Annotated in this window: 18 protein-coding genes; 12 read left to right on the forward strand and 6 right to left on the reverse strand. The window is 63.1% G+C overall.

The genetic code is table 11. The annotated features are described in order from the left end of the window. Window positions 1-277: 277 nt before the first annotated feature. Window positions 278-439, forward strand: a complete 162-nt coding sequence (locus HHL24_RS11430; RefSeq protein ID WP_169485588.1) for a hypothetical protein — start codon at window positions 278-280, stop codon at window positions 437-439. A 97-nt stretch (window positions 440-536) separates the two neighbouring features. On the opposite strand, the gene HHL24_RS11435 is transcribed toward HHL24_RS11430, so the two are convergent. Then, a complete protein-coding gene (locus tag HHL24_RS11435) occupies window positions 537-863 on the reverse strand; it encodes an ecotin precursor (RefSeq protein ID WP_169485589.1) in 327 nt (108 codons plus the stop codon). A 339-nt stretch (window positions 864-1202) separates the two neighbouring features. Here HHL24_RS11435 and HHL24_RS11440 point away from each other — a divergent pair, with 339 nt between their 5' ends. The 7 genes from HHL24_RS11440 (at window position 1203) to HHL24_RS11470 (ending at window position 10377) form a co-directional block, all read left to right on the forward strand. Then, window positions 1203-2828 carry a methyl-accepting chemotaxis protein gene (locus HHL24_RS11440; protein ID WP_169485590.1) on the forward strand — a complete coding sequence of 542 codons (1626 nt, stop codon included), beginning with the start codon at window positions 1203-1205 and terminating at the stop codon, window positions 2826-2828. Window positions 2829-2904: 76 nt separating this feature from the next. Further along, window positions 2905-3369, forward strand: a complete 465-nt coding sequence (locus tag HHL24_RS11445; protein ID WP_169485591.1) for a chemotaxis protein CheW — start codon at window positions 2905-2907, stop codon at window positions 3367-3369. Further along, window positions 3366-4919, forward strand: coding sequence for a CheR family methyltransferase (locus tag HHL24_RS11450; RefSeq protein ID WP_169485592.1), 1554 nt, complete (start codon window positions 3366-3368; stop codon window positions 4917-4919). The genes HHL24_RS11445 and HHL24_RS11450 overlap by 4 nt, the downstream gene beginning before the upstream one ends. Next, the gene (locus HHL24_RS11455) at window positions 4912-5595 is read left to right on the forward strand and encodes a chemotaxis protein CheW (RefSeq protein WP_169485593.1); all 684 of its coding nucleotides are present in this window, start codon (window positions 4912-4914) and stop codon (window positions 5593-5595) included. Before HHL24_RS11450 ends, HHL24_RS11455 begins: the two co-directional genes overlap by 8 nt. After that, window positions 5592-8162, forward strand: a complete 2571-nt coding sequence (locus HHL24_RS11460; RefSeq protein WP_169485594.1) for a hybrid sensor histidine kinase/response regulator — start codon at window positions 5592-5594, stop codon at window positions 8160-8162. The genes HHL24_RS11455 and HHL24_RS11460 overlap by 4 nt, the downstream gene beginning before the upstream one ends. A gap of 17 nt (window positions 8163-8179) precedes the next feature. After that, on the forward strand, window positions 8180-9196 hold the full coding sequence (cheB, locus tag HHL24_RS11465) for a chemotaxis response regulator protein-glutamate methylesterase (protein ID WP_169485595.1): 1017 nt from the start codon (window positions 8180-8182) through the stop codon (window positions 9194-9196). 71 nt (window positions 9197-9267) lie between these two features. After that, the gene (locus HHL24_RS11470; RefSeq protein ID WP_169485596.1) at window positions 9268-10377 is read left to right on the forward strand and encodes a diguanylate cyclase; all 1110 of its coding nucleotides are present in this window, start codon (window positions 9268-9270) and stop codon (window positions 10375-10377) included. On the opposite strand, the gene HHL24_RS11475 is transcribed toward HHL24_RS11470, so the two are convergent. After that, on the reverse strand, window positions 10378-11175 hold the full coding sequence (locus tag HHL24_RS11475) for an SDR family NAD(P)-dependent oxidoreductase (RefSeq protein WP_169485597.1): 798 nt from the start codon (window positions 11173-11175) through the stop codon (window positions 10378-10380). 176 nt (window positions 11176-11351) lie between these two features. Here HHL24_RS11475 and HHL24_RS11480 point away from each other — a divergent pair, with 176 nt between their 5' ends. Continuing rightward, window positions 11352-12287 carry a GlxA family transcriptional regulator gene (locus HHL24_RS11480; protein ID WP_169485598.1) on the forward strand — a complete coding sequence of 312 codons (936 nt, stop codon included), beginning with the start codon at window positions 11352-11354 and terminating at the stop codon, window positions 12285-12287. Between the two features lie 69 nt (window positions 12288-12356). Further along, the gene (locus HHL24_RS11485; RefSeq protein ID WP_169485599.1) at window positions 12357-12782 is read left to right on the forward strand and encodes an HIT family protein; all 426 of its coding nucleotides are present in this window, start codon (window positions 12357-12359) and stop codon (window positions 12780-12782) included. A gap of 259 nt (window positions 12783-13041) precedes the next feature. Here the strand turns inward: HHL24_RS11485 and HHL24_RS11490 are convergent, their stop codons facing one another. After that, a complete protein-coding gene (locus tag HHL24_RS11490) occupies window positions 13042-13221 on the reverse strand; it encodes a hypothetical protein (RefSeq protein ID WP_169485600.1) in 180 nt (59 codons plus the stop codon). Window positions 13222-13497: 276 nt separating this feature from the next. On the opposite strand from HHL24_RS11490, the gene speG reads away from it, so the two are divergent. Continuing rightward, on the forward strand, window positions 13498-14040 hold the full coding sequence (gene speG / locus HHL24_RS11495; protein WP_169485601.1) for a spermidine N1-acetyltransferase: 543 nt from the start codon (window positions 13498-13500) through the stop codon (window positions 14038-14040). A gap of 445 nt (window positions 14041-14485) precedes the next feature. Then, window positions 14486-14824, forward strand: a complete 339-nt coding sequence (sap1, locus tag HHL24_RS11500) for a surface attachment protein Sap1 (protein WP_169485602.1) — start codon at window positions 14486-14488, stop codon at window positions 14822-14824. 262 nt (window positions 14825-15086) lie between these two features. On the opposite strand, the gene HHL24_RS11505 is transcribed toward sap1, so the two are convergent. The 3 genes from HHL24_RS11505 to araG form a co-directional block, all read right to left on the reverse strand. Beyond that, window positions 15087-16820, reverse strand: coding sequence for an IlvD/Edd family dehydratase (locus HHL24_RS11505; RefSeq protein WP_169485603.1), 1734 nt, complete (start codon window positions 16818-16820; stop codon window positions 15087-15089). Window positions 16821-16891: 71 nt separating this feature from the next. Then, window positions 16892-17896, reverse strand: coding sequence for an L-arabinose ABC transporter permease AraH (araH, locus tag HHL24_RS11510; RefSeq protein ID WP_169485604.1), 1005 nt, complete (start codon window positions 17894-17896; stop codon window positions 16892-16894). Window positions 17897-17972: 76 nt separating this feature from the next. Further along, window positions 17973-19532 carry an L-arabinose ABC transporter ATP-binding protein AraG gene (gene araG, locus HHL24_RS11515; RefSeq protein ID WP_407947494.1) on the reverse strand — a complete coding sequence of 520 codons (1560 nt, stop codon included), beginning with the start codon at window positions 19530-19532 and terminating at the stop codon, window positions 17973-17975. Between the last annotated feature and the right edge of the window lie 37 nt (window positions 19533-19569).

A 19569-nucleotide genomic window follows, 5' to 3' on the forward strand; every position in this document is an offset into this window, starting at 1 on the left:
CTCACCATCGTGCCAGCAGCGCCGGCAACGCCGGCAACGCCGGCAACGCCGGCAACGCATTTTATGGTACACACGGAAATATTCATTGACCGCAAGTGACTGCCAATAAAAAGAAAAACACCATCTTCACTAGGTTCTATTTCACTATCTTCTGCACCGTTGCCGGTGCATTCACGTCAATCTCGCCGCGCTGCCAGCCAACCCATCACTGCGTCCTTTTTTCCCGCCATTCATCGTCTAAACTGAAGCATGGATGCACGCCGGGACGGAGGCTCCCATGTCTGAATCGTTAATGGCTTATTTGTTGGGACCTTTGGTGATGCTGGTGGTCGGCCTGGCGATCTGGGCCGCGTCCCTCTATCACGACAAGACGAAGCCGGAGCGCCTCGAGCGCTGGCTCGACACGCACTATGCGGAGTGGCTGCATCACAAGCATTGAGCGGAGACACCCAACAAGAAAAGGCCGTCGCACCCTGCGACGGCCTTTTTCTCTGTAGCGCGCGAGCATCGAGTCCGCGCGCGCCAGCGCTCGTCAGTTACCAGCCCGGTTGAGGCTGCTGCGGATACCCATATTGTGCCGGCGGCGGCGCACCGCACGCGACGTACGCACGCTGGTACTGGTCATAGCAGTATCCCGGCGGCGGCCCCGCATAGACGGGTGCCGGCTGATACACCGGCTGCGCATAGACCGGCTGCTGGTAAGCGACCACAGGCGCCGGATTCAACGCGGACGTCACCACCGCGCCCAGCACGGCCCCGCCGATCAGCGCACCGACGACATCGCCGCCATCGCCATGAGCCGACGCTTGCCCCGCCACGCTCAGACTCCCCACCATCAACAACGCCACCGCAATCTTTTTCATGTTTCGCTCCCGCCGTTCAGGCATGGAACAGATTGTGTAGGGCGCGCGCGGAAATAGATGCTGCAGTTGGTAACTGGCCATTACCGATGTAACGTCGCGCAGGTATTCCTGCTCACCGTTTTCCGCGAGCGGGAAAACGGCGCGCCTCTGACCGGCAACCCGCTAAGTCCTGAAAATGGCAGCTCGCCTACCGCCATCCATTCCCACGATCAATGTAAAATTCGCCGCATGACCCGTCGGACAAATCTGACGACCGCAAAGCTTTCCGATCCTTCGGCGTCCGGACCCACAAGTCGACGTCGGCGTCGAGACCAAGCCAAAAAGTTAAGGGGCGTGCGCGTGAAACAATGGACCATCCGGCAACGGATTCTGTGCAGCTTCGGGATCGTGCTGATCGTGATGCTGGCAATGGCAATCGTCACTTTCGAGCAACTCGGCGGTATCGACCGCGACGCGAAGAGCCAGCAGGAAGACTCGATGCCCGGCCTCTACTACGCAACCGCGATGCGCGCGGCCTGGTTCGAGAACTACACCGTCACGCAGCGTCTCATCTATGTGGACACGGACCCCGACTCCGTCAAGCGCGACACCGCACGTTTGCAAGACACCGAGCAAACGCTGACGAAGCTCCTCGGCGACTATGGCGCGACCATCTTCCGCGACAACGATCGTGAGTTCTTCAACGCCTTCCGCCAGCAACACGCACAGTACCTGCCGATCCAGGCCTCCCTGTTGAATGCCTTGCCGGGTTCGAAAGAGAACGCCGAGCGCATCTTCAACACGCAACTCACGTCGATCTGGGAAGCGGGTCGTGTCTCGGCGCGCAACCTTGTCGAGAATAACAAGACCGACGCCGACAAGGCCGCCGAAAGCATCCGCAAATCGGTCGAGGCCACCCGTATCGTGCTGCTCGTGATGTTGCTGGTCGCCGCCGTCGTCGCCATGCTGGCCGGATACTGGTTGCTGCGCGCAGTCACCACGCCGATGGCAAAGGTGCTGCAAGTCGTCGACATCATGCGCACGGGTGACCTCACGCAACGTCTGCAGCTGAACCGCGCGGATGAAATCGGCGCGCTCGAAGCAGGCTTTAACCGCATGACCGACGAACTCACCGCGCTGGTTGGCCAGGCGCAGAAGTCGGCGGTCCAGGTCACCACATCGGTGACGGAAATCGCCGCGACCTCGCGTGAACAGCAAGCCACCGCGAACGAAACCGCGGCGACCACCACCGAGATCGGCGCCACGTCGCGCGAAATCTTCGCGACCTCGCGCGATCTGCTGCGCACCATGAACGAAGTCTCCGAAGTGGCCGGCCAATCGGCGGCACTCGCCGGCACCGGCCACGCCGGTCTCGCGCGCATGGAAGAGACCATGCGCCTCGTGATGGAAGCGGCCGGTTCGGTCAACGCGAAGCTCGCGATCCTCAACGAGAAGGCCAGCAACATCAACCAGGTCGTCGCCACCATCACCAAGGTCGCGGACCAGACCAACCTGCTCTCGCTGAACGCGGCGATCGAAGCAGAAAAGGCCGGCGAATACGGCCGCGGCTTCGCGGTCGTGGCGACCGAGATTCGCCGCCTCGCGGATCAAACGGCCGTGGCGACCTACGACATCGAACAGATGGTCAAAGAGATCCAGTCGGCGGTCGCGGCGGGCGTGATGGGCATGGATAAGTTCTCCGAAGAAGTGCGGCGCGGCATGCTCGACGTGCAGAACGTGGGCGGCCATCTCACGCAGATCATTCAGCAGGTGCAGGCGCTCGCGCCGCGCTTCTCGATGGTCAACGAGGGCATGCAGACGCAAGCCACGGGCGCCGAGCAGATTACCCAGGCGCTGACCCAGCTCTCGGAGGCCGCGCAGCAGACGGCCGAATCGCTGCGCCAGTCGACTCAGGCGATCGACGATCTGACCCACGTCGCCAATAGTCTGCGCACCGGCGTATCGCGCTTCAAGGTGGTGGCCTGACGCGCGGCGTCGGGTTCACTGAAGCACGCTGACACCGACCCACCCATACGCCTCTCCACAGCCAAAGCCCACGCCGATGCTCTTCATCCTCTTCACGCTCGATAGCGAACGCTACGTAATCGACGCGACGCAGGTGGAGCGTCTGATTCCGCTCACGCCGCAGTCGCCGCCAAAGACGATCCCCGGCGCGCCGTCGTGGGTCGCGGGCGTGCTCGAACACGAAGGCGCACCGCTGCCGGTGATCGATCTGCCGGCGCTTGCGCTCGGCCGCCCCGCCGCGCAGTTGATGTCGACGCGCGTCGTGCTGGTGCGCTATCCCCATGCGGGCACGGTGCGCCTGCTCGCGCTCCTGCTCGAAGGCGCCACGCGCACCATCCGCCTCGCCGCCGACGCGTTTCATGATGCCGGCATCGACCTGCCGCACGCGCGCTATCTGGGCCCGGTCGCGAGCGAAGCAGGCGGTCTGGTGCAATGGATTCGCGTCGAGCATCTGCTGCCCGACGATGTCAAAGCCCTGCTGTTTCCCGAGGCGCACGCATGAACGCGCATCACGACAACGCGCCGCTCTATCGACGCTTCACCGATCTGCTGCATCGAACCATCGGGCTCGATGCAGCGTCGCTCGGTCATAGCGCGATCGAACGCGCGGTCGACCAGCGCGCCGCCGCCTGGTGCGCGGACGGCCACGCCGACGCCACGCTCGCCGACTACTGGGACGCCGCGCACACATCGCCGGCCATGGTGCAGGCGCTGGTCGAAACGGTGGTGGTGCCGGAGACCTGGTTTTACCGCGACGCCGATGCGTTCAGAGCGCTTGCGCGTCTCGCGCACAAACGTCTTGACGAGCGCGGCACCGCGCTGCCACTGCGAATTCTGAGCCTGCCCTGCTCGACCGGCGAAGAACCGTACACGATCGCGATGACGCTGCTCGACGCGGGCATCGGCGCCGCGCACATGCGCATCGACGCGATGGATATCAGCGAGCGCTCGCTGGCCGTCGCGCAGCGCGCCGTGTACAGCCGCAACTCGTTTCGCGGCAACGCGTTCCCGTTTCGCGACGCCCACTTCACGCGCACCGAAGACGGCTGGCGTCTCGCGCCGCGCATCGTCGACGCGGTCCGGTTTTCGCGCGCCAACCTGATGCAACTCGATGCCGCGGCGCTCGGCGTCTACGACTTCGTGTTCTGCCGCAACGTGCTGATTTACTTCGACCGCGACGCACAACAGACGGCCTTGCATGCGCTCAACAGCGTGTTGGCGGAAAACGGCACGCTGTTCGTCGGTCCTGCGGAAACCGGGCTGTTGATGCGTCATGGCATGCAGTCGGCGAAGATTCCTTTGGCGTTTGCTTTCCACCGCGCCTCGCCCGCTGAAGCGCAGTTCAGCGGCTGGCACACCGCGCCGCTTGCCACCGCTGCGGCACTCGCGATGACACATTCGCCAGTGCCCGCGCTCGCGCCGCTGCAAGTGTTCTCGGCAGAGCCTTTCGCGTGGCCCGATCCGGTTGCGCGCACGCCGTTCAGCGGTGGTTCGGCGCAGACGCCGTCCAAAGGCATTTCGCCCCACCTGCCGTTGGAGGGTATTGGGCAACGCTTACCGTTTGATGGCATTTCGCAGCGCACGTCATTGAGTGGTATTCCGCAACGCACATCGCCGAAAGACATTTCACAGCACACGCCTTGGGACAGTATTTCGCAGCACTCGCCCAAGCCGTTCAGAGCCGCGTCGCGGTCGCATGAGTTCCTGTCGCCGGAAGTCACCTCGCCGACCAACGCCGCACGCGACACGCTGCAAGCCGCGCACGCGCTGGCCGACGCGGGCCGTCTGACCGAAGCCGCGAACGCGATCAACGTCTATCTGGAACAGCACGCGCCGCACGCCGATGCGTTCTACCTGCTCGGTGTGCTGGCCGACGCTAGCGGCGATACGAACCTCGCACGCGGCCAGTATCGCAAGGCGCTCTATCTCGACCCGCGGCACACCGAAGCACTCGCGCATCTGGCGACGCTGCTCGAACTCGAAGGCGACCGCAACGGCGCGCGTCTGTTGATGGAACGCGCATCACGCGCGCAGGGAGCGCAACGTGGTTGAGGACCGCTCGGTAACGTTCGACGATTGCTGGAACCGCATCGGCGTGCGCGGCGATTCGTCGTGCGAGCGGCTGGTCGAATACGTGCGCTGTCTGAATTGCCCCGTGTTCGAAGCGGCCGCGGCCAAATTGCTGGAGCGACCGATTCCGCTCGTGGATCTGTCGCTGCGTGACGCCGACAACCCAGCGCTACGGCAACGACGTGATCCACAAGGTGCGAGTGAGTCGTTCCTCATCTTCCGTATCGGCGGCGAATGGCTCGCGCTTCCTACGACGGTCTTCAAGCGCATCGTGCAGACGCGGCCGATTCATACGTTGCCGCACCGGCAGCATCGCGCGGTGCTCGGCGTGGTGAATGTGCAGGGCGACTTGCTGGTGTGCCTGTCGCTCGCGCATCTGCTGGGTTTCGAGGCCGACACCATCGCGGGCGATGATAAAGCGCGTCACGATCTGCCGCGTTTGCTGGTGGTTTCGCGCGCCGAAGAGCACGCGGTGTTCCCCGTCGATCAGGTCGACGGCGTGCATCGGATCGCGGTCTCTACCTTTTGCCCGCCGCCCGCGACGCTCTCGCAAGCCGCCGCTGCGCATACGCGCGCCGTGGCTCCGTGGCGCGGCATGACGGTCGGCCTGCTCGACGCCGATGCATTGTTCGATACCTTGAACAGGAGTCTCGGATGACGGACGACCCGCGCCGCCCGTCGCTGATCGATCTCTTCCGCGAGGAAGCGCGAACCCAGGCACGCGTGCTCAACGACGGCCTGCTCGCCCTTGACCGCGCGCCGCGCGATGCCGTCGCGCTCGAGGCCTGCATGCGCGCGGCGCATTCGCTGAAGGGCGCGGCGCGTATCGTCGGTGTGCAGGTGGGTGTCGAACTCGCGCACGCGATGGAAGATTGTTTCGTTGCGGCGCAGGAAGGGCGCGCGTTGCTCGATGCCGCCTGGATTGATGAGTTGCTGCGCGGTGTCGACATCGTTGCGCGCATTGGTAATGACGAAGACGAGTCGGCGCGTGACGCGGTCAGTGCGTGCGTGGCGTCGTTGCAAGCGCGTATGGTGGGTGTCGTGCCGCATGGCGCGGCCTTTCGGCGGGAGGCTGTACCGCCGGATGTCGCTACGCCTGTGGCAAGTCCTACGCGCGTCCCCGGATCTGCATCTGCATCTGCATCTGCACCCAGCGTAGCCACCGAACCGTACGCCGCCTCCGCCGACGCTGACCATGACGCCGATGCCGCATTCAATCTGCTAGCCAACGCCCTGCGCGCCGAAGCGACGCCCGCCTCAGCCGCACCAGCCAGCACGACTGCAAATGCAGCCGCGCCCGCCCCTGGAACCCCGTTTGCTCCTGCAAGCGCGTCAGCGTCTGCCTCTGCGACCCCGTTCGCTTCTTCAAGCGCGTCAGCGTCCGCCGCCGCAACCGCGGCCGCTCCCGCAAGCGCCTCTGCGTCGTCGACCGCGACCGCATCCACCCAGAGCGAAGCAAGCCCCACAGCAACAGACCCGGGCCGCATGCTGCGCGTACGCGCCGACAACCTCGACCGGCTCCTCTCCTTATCCGGCGAATCATTGGTTGAATCGCGCTGGCTCAAACCCTTCGCGCAATCGATGCTGCGCGTCAAGCGCGTCCAACGTGACGGCTCGCGCGCGCTGGATCAGTTGCACGAAACGCTCGCCGACCTGAAGCTCGACCCGCGCGCACAGGCCGCGCTCGAAGAATTGCGCCGTCTCACCGCAGAGTCGCAGCATCTGCTCGCCGAGCGCCTCGCCGATCTGGAGAGCTTCGACCGCCGCTCGACGCATCTGTCGCAGCAGCTTTACGACGCCGCATTGCAATGCCGGATGCGCCCCTTCGGCGACGGCACCAGCGGTCTCGCGCGGATGGTGCGCGACGTCGCGCGTTCGCTCGGCAAGAAGGTGCGCTGGCAAGTGGTCGGCGAATCGACTCAGGTGGACCGCGACATCCTCGATCTGCTCGAAGCGCCGCTCGGCCACATGCTGCGCAACGCGATCGACCACGGCATCGAAGCGCCTGCGGTACGTCTCGCGCAGGGCAAGTCCGAAGAAGGCACGCTCACGCTCGACGCGCGCCACACCGCCGGCGCCCTGCTCATCACCGTCACCGACGACGGCGCGGGCATCGACCTCGACGCATTGCGCACGTCGATCGTTCGCAAAAAACTGGCGAGTGCTGAAACGGCCGCGCGCCTGTCCGAGACCGAACTGCTCGAATTCCTCTTGCTGCCCGGCTTCTCGCTGCGCGATCAGGTCACCGAGATCTCGGGCCGTGGCGTCGGACTCGACGCGGTGTACGACGTCGTCAAGCGCGTGCGTGGCACGGTGCGCATCACGCACGAACCCGGCGTCGGCACGCGCGTGCAGTTGCAACTGCCGCTCACGCTTTCGGTGATCCGCAGCCTGCTCGTCGAAGTCGCGGGCGAGCCGTACGCCGTGCCGCTCGCGCATGTGAACCGCACGCTGCACGTGAGCCGTGCGGAGATCGAATTACTCGAAGGCCATCAGCACATTGCCTTCGACGGCCGCCGCATCGGCGTCGTCACCGCGCATCAGATTCTCGACACCGCACCGGCCGCCCACGAAACCGATACCGTCAGCATGATCGTGATCGGCGACGGCGAAGAGACCTACGGCGTCGTGGTCGATCGCTTTCTCGGCGAGCGGATGCTGGTCGTGCAGCCGCTCGACCCACGCCTCGGCAAGATCAGGAACATCACCGCGGGCGCCTTGATGGAGAACGGCGACCCGTTGCTGATCGCGGATGTCGACGACTGGCTGCGCTCGGTCGAAAGGCTCGTGGCGGGCGGTGACCTGAAACACACGCAGCACGGCGTTGCCCTCGCCACCCGGCGCGTCACGCGGCGCGTGCTGGTGGTCGACGATTCGCTCACCGTGCGCGAGCTCGAACGCAAGCTACTGGCGACGCGCGGCTACGACGTGACGATCGCCGTCGACGGCATGGACGGCTGGAACGCGGTGCGCGCCGAGCGCTTCGATCTGGTGATTACCGACATCGACATGCCGCGCATGGACGGCATCGAACTCGTCACGCTCATCAAGCGCGATCCGCAACTGCAGGCGCTGCCGGTGATGATCGTCTCGTACAAGGATCGTGAAGAGGACCGCCGCGCCGGCCTGAACGCGGGCGCGGATTACTATCTGGCAAAAGGCAGTTTCCACGACGAAGCATTGCTCGATGCAGTGCGTGATCTGATCGGCGAAGCTTACGGTTAAACCTACGGGTAAAACGGATGAAAATCGGAATCGTCAATGACTTGCCCCTCGCCGTCGAGGCGCTACGTCGCGCGCTTGCGGCGCGCCACGACTACGAGGTGCTGTGGGTCGCGCAGGACGGCCAGCAGGCGGTCGATTTCTGCACCGCGCAGCGGCCCGACATCGTGCTGATGGACCTGGTGATGCCGAACGTCGACGGCATCGAAGCCACGCGCCGCATCATGGCGAAAGCGCCGTGCGCGATCCTGATCGTGACCGTCGACGTTGGCGCGAACGCGTGGCGCGTCTACGAAGCAATGGGTGCGGGCGCGCTCGATGCGGTGGATACGCCCTCGCTGAGCGGTCCGGACGCGCACAAGAGCATCACCACCCTGATCGCGAAGATCGACCGCATCGCCGCGCTGGTCGCGGAGCGCAATGTGCCCGGTGCCGCAGCTGCGGCGGGACCGACAAGCGTAACGAATCGCGACACGCCGCTGGTTGCGATCGGCGCTTCGGCTGGCGGCCCGGCCGCACTTGCCACGCTGCTCGCCGGTTTGCCGAAGGATTTCCCGGCGGCCATCGTCATCGTCCAGCACGTCGACGCGGCATTCGCCGCCGGCATGGCCGACTGGCTGAACCAGCAGTCGGCGCTGCCGGTGCGGATCGCCAACGAACGCGACCGACCGCAAGCAGGCGTCGTCCTGCTCGCCGCCACCGACGATCATCTGCACCTGAAATTGCCTAACGTGCTTGGCTATACGAACGTGCCGGCCGAAACGCCCTACCGACCTTCCGTCGATGTGTTTTTTCATAGTGTCGTGGCACGCTGGCAGGCCGGGGCGATCGGTGTGCTGCTGACCGGCATGGGCCGCGACGGCGCGATCGGGCTCAAGGCGATGCGTACCAAGGGCTACCACACGATTGCACAGGATGAGGCGACCTGTGCCGTGTACGGCATGCCGAAGGCAGCCGCAGCGCTCGACGCCGCCGCCGCGATTCTGCCGCTGCCCCGGATTGCCGCTGCGCTCGCCACCGCCGTCGGCGCACGTTAGCGTTGGGTAGGCGCACACTACCCGCACATTAGCCCGCTACGATTCATTGACATTCATTCTGGCTGACCAATATGGACACTTCCAAACCGCATCAGAACGCCACCGCGCCGGACCTCGCAGAACACGACGCGAACGCGCAGGCGTACGCGGAGGACGCGCCCAATAGCGCCATCGACGACGCGTTGGCGCGCATCCTCGGCAATCCACCCGCGGCCGAGTGCCCGATCATGGTGCTGCTGGTCGACGATCAGGCGATCATCGCCGAGGCGGTGCGTCAGGCGCTGGCCGATGAAGGGAGCGTCGACTTTCACTACTGCGCGTCGCCTGAAGAGGCGGTGCGCTGCGCGGAGGAAACCCGCGCGACGGTGATCCTGCAAGACCTCGTGATGCCCGGCACCGACGGCCTCACCCTCGTGCGGCAATACCGCCAGAACCCGGCGACGCGCGATATTCCGATCATCGTGCTGTCGACCAAGGAAGAGCCGCTGGTGAAAAGCGCGGCCTTCGCTGCGGGCGCCAATGACTACCTCGTGAAGCTGCCGGATCGCATCGAATTGATCGCGCGGATTCGCTATCACTCGCGCTCGTATCTGAACCTGCTGCAGCGCGACGAGGCCTATCAGGCGCTGCGCCAGTCGCAACAGCAGTTGCTCGCGACCAATCTGGAACTGCAGCGGCTCACGCATTCGGACGGTTTGACGGGTTTGTCGAATCGCCGTTACCTCGATCAGTACCTGGCCGCCGAATGGCGTCGCGGCACGCGTGACAAGACCGGCCTCGGTTTTCTGATGATCGATGTGGATAACTTCAAGGCCTACAACGACACCTATGGGCACGTCGCCGGCGACGAAGTGCTTAAACGCGTCGCGCATACCATCGAGTCGTGCCTGGGACGCTCGCCCGATCTCGCGGCACGGTTCGGCGGTGAAGAGTTTGCGGTGGTGTTGCCTGGCGCGTCTGCAGGTGGCTTGCGGTTGCTCGCCGAAAAGATCCGCATTGCAATCGAAGGGCTCGCCATTCCGCATGCAGGTTCGACGAGCGGTGTCGTGACGATCAGCATCGGCGCGGCGATGATCGTGCCGTCCGCAGCCGAACCGGTGACGACGTTGATCGAAGCCGCCGATGTCGGACTGTATCGGGCGAAACGGGATGGCAAGAATCAGGTGGCGGTGAGCAGCTGATCAGCGCGTATAACGTGCGGCCGGCAGCTTGTGCGACAGGTTCGGCTGCAGTTGCTGGCGAGCGTTATTGAAGCGGTCCCAATCGGCTGCATCCGGCAGCGACGGGATGGTCACCAGTTCACCTTGATCGAGACCGGCGAGCGCCGCGTCCACCATATCCTCGGCGGTCATCACGATCTGCGCGGGCAGATGTTCGACGGCGAGACCGGCGCGGTCCCAGAACGCGGTACTGGTGGCGCCCGGCAGCACGGCCTGCAACTGCACGCCCTTGCCGCCCACTTCATGGTGCAGCGACTGCGTCAGGTTCAGCACATAGGCCTTGGTGCCGCTGTAGGTGCCGTTCAACGTCTCCGGCGAGAGCGCAACGATCGACGAGATATTGATCACGATCCCGTTGCCCCGCTCCACAAAACCCGGCACGGCCGCCGCCGTCAGGCGCGTTAGCGCCGTCACATTCAGGTCGATCATGCTTTCGAGTTGATCCACGTCCGAGTCGATCAGCGAAGCCGTCGCGCCGACGCCCGCGTTGTTGACCAGTATCGTGATGCTGCGGTCGGTCCGCAGACGCTCCTCGATGCGGCGCGTGTCGGCTTTGTCGGTGAGATCGGCGGCGACGATATCGACATGCCGACCGGTTTCGCTGGCGAGGCGCTCGGCCACGCCGCTCAGGCGTTTGACGTCGCGCGCCACCAGAATCAGGTCGTACCCGCGGCGCGCGAGGCGGTCCGCATAAACCGCGCCGATGCCCGACGATGCGCCCGTGATCAATGCCGTGCCCTTGTTTGCTTGCGTTGCCATTTGAAGCTCTCCTTGCGGGCTTTGCGCGTCGCGCCTGAGCCCTGAACGATGAATGGGAAAACCTAGAACCTCCGCCGCTGTGCCTTTTTTGTGGGCATCGCGGTGTTGACGAGGGAAGTCTAGGCGCGTAGCCTCTTGTCTCAAATGTCGTATTTACCTCGTTTTAGGACATCGCAATGAAACGCGTCGGCGTGGTGGTTTTCCCCGGCTTCCAGATCCTCGATATGGTGGCGATCTCCGTGTTCGAACTGGCGAACCTCGAGGCCGGGCAGCCGGAATACGAGGTGGAGGTCATCTCGGAACAGGGTGGGATGGTGCGCAGTTCGTCCGGCGTCGAGATCGCAACGCAACCGTTCGGCGATCCGGCGTATGACACGGTGGTCGTGACGGGCGCGATGCAGATCGAGCCGTCATCGGCGGGATTGCGGGCGTTTTTGAACGACGCCCTCGCCGCCTCGCGCCGCACCACCAGCATCTGTACCGGCGCGTTCGTGCTGGCCGAAGCGGGCATCCTTGACGGCCGGCATGCCACGACCCACTGGTACCACGCCCGCGAATTGCAGCGGCGCTTCCCCGATACACGTATCGACGAAGACCGCATCTTTATCGTCGACGGCACCGTGTGGACCTCTGCCGGCATGACGGCGTGCATCGATCTGTGTCTGGCGCTGATCGAAAGCGATCTCGGCGTCGAGGTCTCGCGCGCGATCGCCAAGAAGCTCGTGGTCTATCACCGGCGCACCGGCGGTCAGTCGCAGTTCTCGGCCATGCTCGATCTCGAACCGAAGTCCGACCGCATTCAGGACGCGCTGTCATACGCGAAGAACCATCTGCGCGAACCGTTGACGGTCGAACAGCTCGCCGATGTCGCGCATCTGAGCCCCCGCCAATTCAGCCGCGCTTTTCGCGACGAAACGCGCCAATCGCCGGCCAAGGCCATCGAGGCGTTGCGCGTGGAAGCCGCGCGCGGCATGCTCGAAGCGGGGCGCCACTCGATGGAAGCCGTCGCGGCCGAAACCGGTTTCGTCGATACCGAACGGATGCGGCGCGCCTTTCTGCGCGCGTTCGGCCAGCCACCGCAAGCGATTAAACGCGCGGCGCGCGCGTTGTAACAAAGGTGGTGGACAATATCGCCGACAGCATCTCCACCTGATACGTACGGCAACCCAAAAGGACGCGTGATGAACTACGACGACAGCAATCCCTTCGCGAAGATTCTGCGCGGCGAACTACCTTGCATCAAAGTGGCGGAGAGCGATGCCGCGCTGGCCTTCATGGATCTGATGCCGCAAGCCGACGGTCACGTGCTGGTCGTGCCGAAGGAAAAGGCGGTTGAGATTTTCGAGTTGTCGGATGCGTCGACGGTGGCCTGCATGCGCATGGCGCAGAAGCTCGCCATCGCCGTTCGCGCGGCCTTACGCCCCGACGGTGTGTTCATCGGACAGTTCAACGGCGCCGCAGCGGGACAAACGGTGCCACACGTGCATTTTCACGTGATCCCGCGCTGGGAAGGACAGCCGCTGCGCATGCATGCGCGTGATGTCGCCGACGCGGCCACGCTCGAAGCGCTGGCCACGCGCATTCGCGACCACTGGCGCGCCCACTGACACCGGGCGCGGCGCAGCCGGTCACGCCCCGTAATATGTGTAAAGGCTGGTGAAACCAGCCGTAGACGCTGTACGGCTAGACTGGCGCCTGCCTTGTACCCGCAAGGCATTGAGTGTGGATCTCTTTTTAGCCTGCCCGAAACGGCAGGCTTTTTTATTTGCGGGTCTTTCGCGGATCTTTTGCGGATCCAATTCGCCAGCCGCCCTCGCCTCGCAGCGATGCTTGCGGCACGATGATTCATGCGGCCAGCCAAGCGACTCAAACCCGATGCCGCGAGCGGCGCAGCGGATGCCGCCAGTCGATACGGCGAGGTTTCCCCGGCTCAAGATGCAAATCGTGCAGATGCCTATGTTCCTGCCACAATTCGTCGGAGAAAAGAAACGCGACGATGAGTAGCGGAATGACCAGAAAGGCGCCTAATATCAAGTGCTCGATCACGGTAGCCTCCGTCGCAAGAGCATGATTTCATTGTAGAGCACCGCATGTGCCCACACGGTGCTGAGCCCCTCACAAATTTGCGATAAGCGGCCTGCGACAACGCGACGCCCCACTCTCGCCGAACCCGCACGGCGCCTCGCGCTTTGCAAGCACGACCCGCGTCGGCGCCACGCATTGCAAGAACTCCCCGCGCTGAGCCCTGACTAACGGAAACGCAAGGCCGACGGCTCACCCGGTGCTTGCGCACTCAAACCAATAATTCTCAAGGGGAATCCAATGACTATCGAACGCAGCAGTGAACTGACCCTGCGCCCGCTCGAGCGCACCGATCTGCGCTTCGTCCACGAGGTGAACAACAACGCAAAGATCATGCGTTACTGGTTCGAAGAGCCCTATGAAACGTTCTCTGAATTGACCCAGCTGTATGACCAGCACGTGCACGATCTGCGCGAGCGCCGTTTCGTGGCGATCGACAATGACGGTCAGACCATCGGCGTCGTCGAGTTGATCGAGCTGGACTATATCCACCGGCGCGGCGAGTTCCAAATCATCATCGCGCCGCATGCGCAGGGCCGCGGCTACGCCACCGTCGCCACGCAGCTCGCGATCGATTACGCGTTTTCGGTGCTGAACCTGCGCAAGGTCTACCTGATCGTCGACAAGTCGAATACCGCTGCCATCCACGTCTATGAAAAGTGCGGTTTCAGGCACGAGGCCGAGCTAATCGAGGAGTTTTTCGGCAACGGCCGCTATCACAATGCGTTGCGCATGTGCATGTTCCAGTCCGAGTTCTTCAAGGGCAATCAGCACGCCGAGTAACCTCAACCAACGTCGCCCAGGGACGTCATGCTGCGTCGCCTGACGCACCTGGCATCGTTTATCTTCTGTACACACACCGTTATTTCGTGATTTTTGATTAGTCGGGTGAATGACTTTGTGTGCAATGCACCAAACACATTCGCTGATTGTATTAATTCACTTAATTGGTGCCTCTCGTTTACGCCAATACGCACCGCAAAGCTTTACTGGTTAAAGCGGCGCACCCCACCCCTCTTTTAGTTATCCGTTTCAATCCGCCCTGTTTAGGCTGCTGCCCAAGGTTTAAGCAGGTGCGGCAGGTGGTGCGACAATTCGCCGCTGTTGCGACCGCACACAAGATGTGCTTGTTGTTCTCTCACGTTCTCCTAAAGTGAACGGTGCGGGTTCGACGTTAAAGTTAAATACATAGCTAACCTGAGTATTCAACCCGCACCGGAGGAAAAATATGAAAGCGCGAATCGCCCTTGTTTTCGCCATTGCGGGTTTGGCTGCCGCTTCTGTTCAGGCGCAAGACGCCATGGTCAAGCCGCAGCAAACCATCCAGTTCAAGGCCAACGCGTATGGCTGTCTGTCGAAGGATAAACTCGACGCCGCCGATGTCCATGCGCAAGCCGGTGAACAGCAACAGATGCAGGAATTGTTCTCCGGATATCAGTGCGTTTCCACGCCGGAAAATTCAAGTTTCCGGGTTGTGCGCGTGGTCGGCCATGATGTCGAATTCGTGAATGCCGGCAATAGCGATACGCAAGGCCTCTGGGTAAACGATCGATTCATCAAACAATAAGCCGAATGCCAACGCTCCGGCGAAACGCCGGGGTTTGACTCGGCTTTAATTTACGCCATAAACCCTCTGACTTTAAAAGCCAGGGGCTGTGAACCTGCGAGTTATAAAACGGCTGGGCATTACGCGCCCGGCCGTTTTTATTTCTGCTCGCTTTTTCCAGGATGTGAAGCCGATAAAAAAGCCGATGCGGGCTTTCGATCCGCATCGGCAATACGCCTTCTCGCAAAGCGCAGGGAGAAACGGCCAGCCGTTCAAACGGCGATCAATGCGAGTCGCGCGGCACCGGCGCGCCGCTCGATCCGACCAGGAAGTCGAGATCCGCGCCCTGATCCGCCTGCAGCACGTGTTCGACGTAGAGCTTGTAGTAACCGCGCGTGGGCGACGCAGGCGGTTGCCAGGCCGCGCGGCGGCGTTCCAGCTCGGCGTCGGTGACGTCCAGATGAAGACGGCGCGCGTCGACGTCGAGTTCGATCATGTCGCCGGTTTGCACGAACGCAAGCGGACCGCCTGCGGCCGCTTCCGGCGATACATGCAGCACCACCGAGCCATACGCCGTGCCGCTCATGCGGCCATCGGAAATGCGCACCATGTCCGTGATGCCCTTTTGCAGCACCTTCTTCGGCAGCGGCATGTTGCCGACTTCCGCAAAGCCCGGATAACCCTTCGGCCCCGCACCCTTGAGCACCATGACGCAGTGTTCGTCGATGTCGAGCGATTCGTCGTCGATCTTCGCGTGCAGCTCCTCGATGTTCTCGAACACCACCGCACGGCCACGATGCTTCAGCAGATGCGGCGTCGCGGCCGACGGCTTGATCACCGCGCCGTTCGGCGCCAGGTTGCCCTTGAGCACCGCAATGCCGGCCTTCGGCTTGAACGGCTCGGCGAACGTCGTGATGACCTTCTCATCATGATTCGGCGCGTTGCGCACGTTGTCCCAGATCGTCTTGCCGTTCACCGTCAGCGCTTCGCGATGCAAGAGGCCTTGCTCACCGAGTTGCTTGAGCACCGCGGGCAAGCCGCCCGCGTAGTAAAAGTCTTCCATCAGGTATTCGCCCGACGGTTGCAGATTCACCAGGCACGGCACGTTCGAGCCGAGCTCCCAGTCTTCCAGCGAAAGCTCCACGCCGATGCGCTTGGCCAGCGCGATCAGATGCACGACCGCATTGGTCGAGCCGCCGATCGCCGCATTGGTGCGGATCGCGTTTTCGAACGCCTGGCGCGTGAGAATCTTGTCCATCGTCAGATCCTCGCGGACCATATCGACGATGCGCCGGCCGGCCAGATGCGCGAGCACTTGCCGGCGTGCATCGACCGCGGGAATCGCCGCGTTGTGCGGCAAGCCCATGCCGAGCGACTCGACCATCGAGGCCATCGTCGACGCGGTGCCCATCGTCATGCAGTGGCCACGCGAGCGGTTCATGCACGACTCGGCTTCGGTGAATTCTTCCTGCGTCATCGTACCGGCGCGCACTTCCTCGGACATCTGCCAGACCCCCGTGCCAGAGCCGATGTTCTTGCCACGGAACCGTCCGTTGAGCATCGGGCCGCCCGACACAGCCAGTGCCGGCAGATTGCACGACGCCGCGCCCATCAGCAGCGCGGGCGTCGTCTTATCGCAGCCGACCAGCAGGATCACGCCGTCCATCGGGTTGCCGCGAATCGACTCCTCGACGTCCATCGACGCGAGGTTGCGAAACAGCATCGCGGTAGGCCGCAAATTGGTCTCGCCGAGCGACATCACCGGAAATTCGAGCGGCAAACCGCCCGCTTCATGCACGCCTTTTTTCACGTACTCGGCGAGCTCGCGAAAATGCGCATTGCAAGGTGTCAGTTCGGACCACGTATTGCAGATGCCGATCACCGGGCGCCCGTCGAATTCGTCGTGTGGGATGCCCTGGTTTTTCATCCACGAGCGATGCAGAAAACCGTCGCGGTCCTTGAGGCCAAACCACGCCTGGCTGCGCAGCGGCTTTTTAGTCTGGTTGGAATCAGCCATGAAATCTCCTGTTGGCAAGCATGTAGGGGGGTGCCTAGCCCGGGGCACCTATCCCCGGGCGGGCATCAGCGTCAGTGCACGCGCTTGCTGCGGCGGAACTGATCGAACAGCACCGCGAGCAGCAGAATTCCGCCGCGAATCAGGTATTGGTAGAAGGTCGGCACGTTCATCAGGCTCATTGCGTCCTGCACGGAGCCCATGATCAACACGCCGACCAGCACACCGGAAATCGTCGCGACGCCGCCCGTCAGCGAGACGCCGCCGAGCACGCATGCGGAGATCACGCCGAGTTCGAGACCGACCGACGTTTTCGGGTCGCCCAGACTCATGCGCGACGCCAGCATCACGCCTGCAAAACCCGTTACGAGGCCCTGCAATACGAACACTGTGATCTTGATCCGCGTGACGGGCAAGCCCGCGAGCAAAGCGGCCTCGCTGTTGCCGCCGACGGCGAGCACGTTCTTGCCGAACACGGTTTTCTTCAGCAGAAAACCGAACAGCACGAAGCCGATGATGTTGCTCCAGATCGGATACGAAATACCAAGGAACGCGCCACCGCCGAGGTCGAAGAAGCGTTCTTCGGAGATCATCACCGCGTCGCCGTTCGATGTGATGAAGGCGAGGCCGCGCACGACTTCCATCATCGCCAGCGTGACGATCAGCGAGTTGATCTTGTAGCGCGCGACCAGCACACCGTTGACCAGTCCGACCGCGCCACCCGCGAGCACGCCGGCGGCGATACCGAGCATCACGCTATGCGTCGCGGTGATCAGGGTGGACGCAACCACGCCCGCGAACGCAACGATCGACGCCACCGACAAATCCACTTCACCCAGCGCAAGCACGAACATCATCGTCACGGAGATCGAGCCGATCAGCGTGACGGAGAGCAGCAGGCCCTGGATGTTTCGCGAGCTTAAAAAATCGGGCACGGTGAACGACAAAGCCGCGAACAGGATGATGAACACCATCACGATTCCGGACTTGTTGATCAGGTCCCAGGTACGTGCGGCGCGCGCGCTCAAGCCCGAAGACGCGATGGCTGGGGTAGAGGAGTCGGTTGAGGGTGTGTGCATAATGTCTATTCCGTTTTCAATGGCGCGATGCAGTGGCCGCCGGTTGCCTTCACGTCGCTGATGAGACGCGGCGCTCCTAGCGAGGCAGTGCGAGCTTGATCAGCGCATCCGGTGTGGCTTGCGCCTTCGGCAGATCGCCGACGATGCGGCCTTCCTTCATCACGATCACCCGATCCGCCACGCCGATCACTTCGGCGAGATCGCTCGATACGACGATGACCGTGCGGCCCGCTTCGGCGAGCCCATAAAGCAGGCCGTAAATCTCGCTGCGCGCGCCGACGTCGATGCCACGCGTGGGTTCGTCCATCAGGAACACATCGATGTCTTCCGCGAGCCAGCGCGACAGAATCACCTTCTGCTGATTGCCACCGGAGAGCGTGCCGATCGGCGTGTCGCCGTTACGCGTTTTGATCGAGAGCTTGCCGATGAACTCTTTGGCGGTCTGCGCTTCCTTGCGGCCGTTGAGCACGTTGAAGCGGCTGAAGTGGCGGCGGCAACTGATGTTGAGGTTGTCCGACACCGAAGCAATCGAGACGATGCCTTCCTGCTTGCGATCTTCAGGACACAGTGCGACGCCCGCACGCACGGCATCGCGCGGCGTAGCGAAGCGCACGCGCTTGCCTTTGAGCGTGATCTCGCCGGCAGCCGGTTTGACCGCGCCGTAGATAAGCTTCATCAACTCGGAACGTCCCGCGCCGACCAGGCCGAAGAACCCGAGGATTTCGCCTTTACGTGCGCTAAACGAAGCCGGTTCGCGCAAGCCACGTCCCATCAATTCCTTGACGTCGAGCTGCACGTCGCCGAGTTCGCGTGAACGGTAGCCGTACACGTCGGCGATCGAACGGCCGACCATGCAGCTGATCAGACGATCGCGATCGAGTCCTTCACCGGCCTCGAACGTATCGATGTGGCGGCCATCGCGAAACACCGTCACGCGGTCGCACAGTTCGTAGACCTCATCCATCCGGTGCGTGACGTAGATGATTGCGCGGCCCTCGGCCTTCAACGCGCGAATGATCCGGAACAGCTGCGTGGTTTCGCGCGACGACAACGAACTGGTCGGTTCGTCGAACGCAATCACGCGCGCATCGCGCAGCAGCGCCTTGCCGATTTCAATCATCTGCCGCTGACCGATCGAGAGATTTTTCACCTGCTGCGCGGGGTCGATTTTTTCGCCGAGTCTTTCCAACTCGCGCACCGCACGTGCAACCAGCGCCTTTTCATCGAGCACACCGAAGCGGTTGGGCAGGGCGCCGAGCATCAGGTTTTCTGCAACCGTCAACTCGGGTACCAGATGCAGCTCCTGATAGATGATCGCGACGCCCGCCGCGATGGCCGCCTTGGTGGTGACGAACTGTTGTTCGACGCCATCGAGCGACAAGGTGCCCGCCGCCGGCTGATTCACGCCCGACAGCACTTTGAGCAGCGTCGATTTGCCGGCGCCGTTTTCGCCCATCAAACCGTGTACCTCGCCGCGCCGCACGTCGAGCGACACCTGGTCGAGCGCGAGCACGCCGGGAAAGCGCACGGTGATACCGTCGAGTTGCAGATACGGATCAGCCGACGCAAGCGTAGGCGAGGGCGCATGCGCGGGCTGCGCCGCTTGGCCCATTTCGCCTGTGTGAGAAACCGTCATCGAAAGCCTCTAGCGGGTGGACAAGCTGTGCGGGCCG

It is taken from the genome of Paraburkholderia polaris, assembly GCF_012927345.1.
GTDB lineage: Bacteria > Pseudomonadota > Gammaproteobacteria > Burkholderiales > Burkholderiaceae > Paraburkholderia > Paraburkholderia polaris.